General features: G+C 65.0%; 3 protein-coding genes. 1 reads left to right on the top strand and 2 read right to left on the bottom strand.

What is annotated here, in order from left to right; all coding sequences use genetic code 11:
- Positions 1-171: 171 nt before the first annotated feature.
- The gene (ubiA, locus tag QN347_RS19080) at positions 172-1104 is read right to left on the bottom strand and encodes a 4-hydroxybenzoate octaprenyltransferase (RefSeq protein ID WP_133186933.1); all 933 of its coding nucleotides are present in this window, start codon (positions 1102-1104) and stop codon (positions 172-174) included.
- Positions 1105-1257: 153 nt separating this feature from the next.
- On the opposite strand from ubiA, the gene QN347_RS19075 reads away from it, so the two are divergent.
- Entirely contained in the window at positions 1258-1413 is a 156-nt protein-coding gene (locus QN347_RS19075; protein WP_322160014.1) for a hypothetical protein, read from the top strand.
- 169 nt (positions 1414-1582) lie between these two features.
- On the opposite strand, the gene QN347_RS19070 is transcribed toward QN347_RS19075, so the two are convergent.
- Entirely contained in the window at positions 1583-1924 is a 342-nt protein-coding gene (locus QN347_RS19070; protein WP_322160016.1) for an SCO4402 family protein, read from the bottom strand.
- Positions 1925-2237: the final 313 nt, after the last annotated feature.

Here is a 2237-nt window from a genome sequence, read left to right as displayed (position 1 = left end):
AGATGTGTATAAGAGACAGGGCATCGAGCCCGCTCCGGCGCTTCGGACCGGGCGAAGCCTCCGCGGCACGACCCCACCCCCGTCATCCCCGCGAAAGCGGGGATCCTGCTTCTGCCCCGCGGTGCGCGGAAGAAGCGGGACCCTCGCTTTCGCGAGGGTGACTGACGTAGGTCAATACGGCCACGGCGTCCCGACGACGACGCACGCCAGAAACACCAGCAGCCCGGCAAACCGGTTCGAGCGAAACCGCCGCAACGCCCCCGCGCCATCGTCGGGCGCCAGCGTCGCCACCTGCCACACGAAATGCCCCGCCACCGGCAGCAACGCGACGAGCGCCAGCGCATCGGGCCGCAACACCCAGATCGCCGCCGCCCACAGCACCAGCGCCGCCGCATAGAACAGCCCGACGCCCAGCCGCACCCGCCGCCCCATCCGCAGCGCCGACGATCGCACGCCGATCAGCGCATCGTCCTCGCGGTCCTGCAGCGCATAGATCGTGTCATAGCCGACCACCCAGCAGATCGATCCGGCATAGAGCAGCAGCCCCGGCGCGCTCAGTGCGCCCGTGACCTCGCTCCACCCGACCAACGCCGCCCACGAAAAGACCAGCCCGAGCCAGATCTGCGGCCACCAGGTGATCCGCTTCATGAAGGGATAGGCGGCGACGGGCGCAAGGCTCGCCACCGCAACCACCGCTGCAGAGAGGCTGAGCTGCAGCAAGACGACCAGCCCGATCAAGCTGAGCAGCACCAGCCACACCCACGCCGCCTTGAGCGACACCGCCCCGCTCGCCAGCGGACGGCTGCGCGTGCGCGCGACTTGCCGGTCGAGATCGCGGTCGACGATATCGTTGAACACGCACCCCGCCCCGCGCATCGCGATGCTGCCGAGCAACAGCCACAGGATCAAGTCCCAGCGCGTCACCGCGCCGCCTGCGAGCGCAACACCCCACGCGCCCGGCCAGAACAACAGCCACCATCCGATCGGCCGGTCGAACCGCGCGAGCAGCGCGAACGGCCGCGCGGCGGCAGGGAGCAGCCCGACGAGGCCGCGATGCTCGGTATCGGGGGTGAGGTCGGCGGGGAGGCGATCAGCGGAGGTCATGGCACCCGCTCATACGCGTGCGGAAAGATTGCGGAAACGCTGTTGTGCGACCGCTCGGTTCGCATACCGCGAGGGACAGCCGCCTCGACTTCGCCATCGTCGGCCGCGATACTGCGCCATCCCACTCCCGGACCGGACATACAGGCGGACAGCATGGTACATCTCTCCGTCGCGATCGGACGGTTCTTCGAAGCCTTGCTCTGGGCACTCGCGCGCGGCATCGGCGTGATGGCCGGCTGGGCGATCCTGGCGGCGCTGACGCTCGGCGTGGTGACGCTCGGCGTGCGCGCGGTGTGGCGTCGGCGGTAATCTCGGGCGCGTGGCGTAATGGCTGGATGTGGTGGGAGCGGCTCTAACGTATATACGTCGCCCCGGCGCAGGCCGGGGCCTCCTTTGTGGTGCCTCACCGCCCGCCAAGCCATTCCAGGGCCCCGGCTTCCAAAAGGGAGACGGCCGAGCGAATGTCCGAGTCTGGTGGTTAGCTGCCGTCAGGCTGCCTCTTCAGCCGGCTGCTCGCCACAGCTGCCGCCCGCCTGACCTCGGCCCATAGCGGATGAGATACGAAGTCATCGTCGCCCGCATCACCAACAACATCGAGTATAGCTTGCAAGCGAAGTTTCACTTCGTCGATCGAAGCGACCTCGCCTTCATCAAAAAGCGAATACCCGAAGGCGGATTTGTCGAAGTCGTGATCGTCAAAGAAAAAGTGGAATACTTGGTCTATCCCTGACACTAGTCCACGCTGACGCTCACATTTCCATAGAACCCTAGGGTCGTCCTCTTCAAGTTCCGACAGATAGGATGTAAGTTCGTTGCGCACAAGAGGTTGCAAGAGGGCTGGCCGACAGGTCATGCCTGCATAATCGCGCTAACGGTGAATGTCCGCAAGTGGTCGAAAGCGGACCTAGCTCTGTCCTACAACCCGACTGTATGGTATGACCGACACGCTCTTTGAAATCGTTGGACCTGCACGGGCGGATTAGCACAGAAACGGAAACGATCGCCGTCGCAACCACTGCGTCTTGGGGTCAATCGAGTCAATCAGATCGCGCCATGCAATGCTTCCCCGCCAAGGGGAGGAATTGGCACACCGCGCTTCGGGGTAGCAAACCACCTGTCTCTTATACACATCT

This window comes from Sphingomonas sp. 10B4, from assembly GCF_035019905.1.
Classification (GTDB): Bacteria; Pseudomonadota; Alphaproteobacteria; order Sphingomonadales; family Sphingomonadaceae; genus Sphingomonas; species Sphingomonas glacialis.
Note: the sequence above shows the minus strand (reverse complement) of the source record. Positions and strands in the feature narration are given on the sequence as shown.

Coding starts and splice junctions, on each gene's coding strand:
- ubiA (WP_133186933.1), bottom strand. CDS start 1,104: ATGACCTCCGCTGATCGCCTCCCCGCCGACCTCACCCCCGATACCGAG.
- QN347_RS19075 (WP_322160014.1), top strand. CDS start 1,258: ATGGTACATCTCTCCGTCGCGATCGGACGGTTCTTCGAAGCCTTGCTC.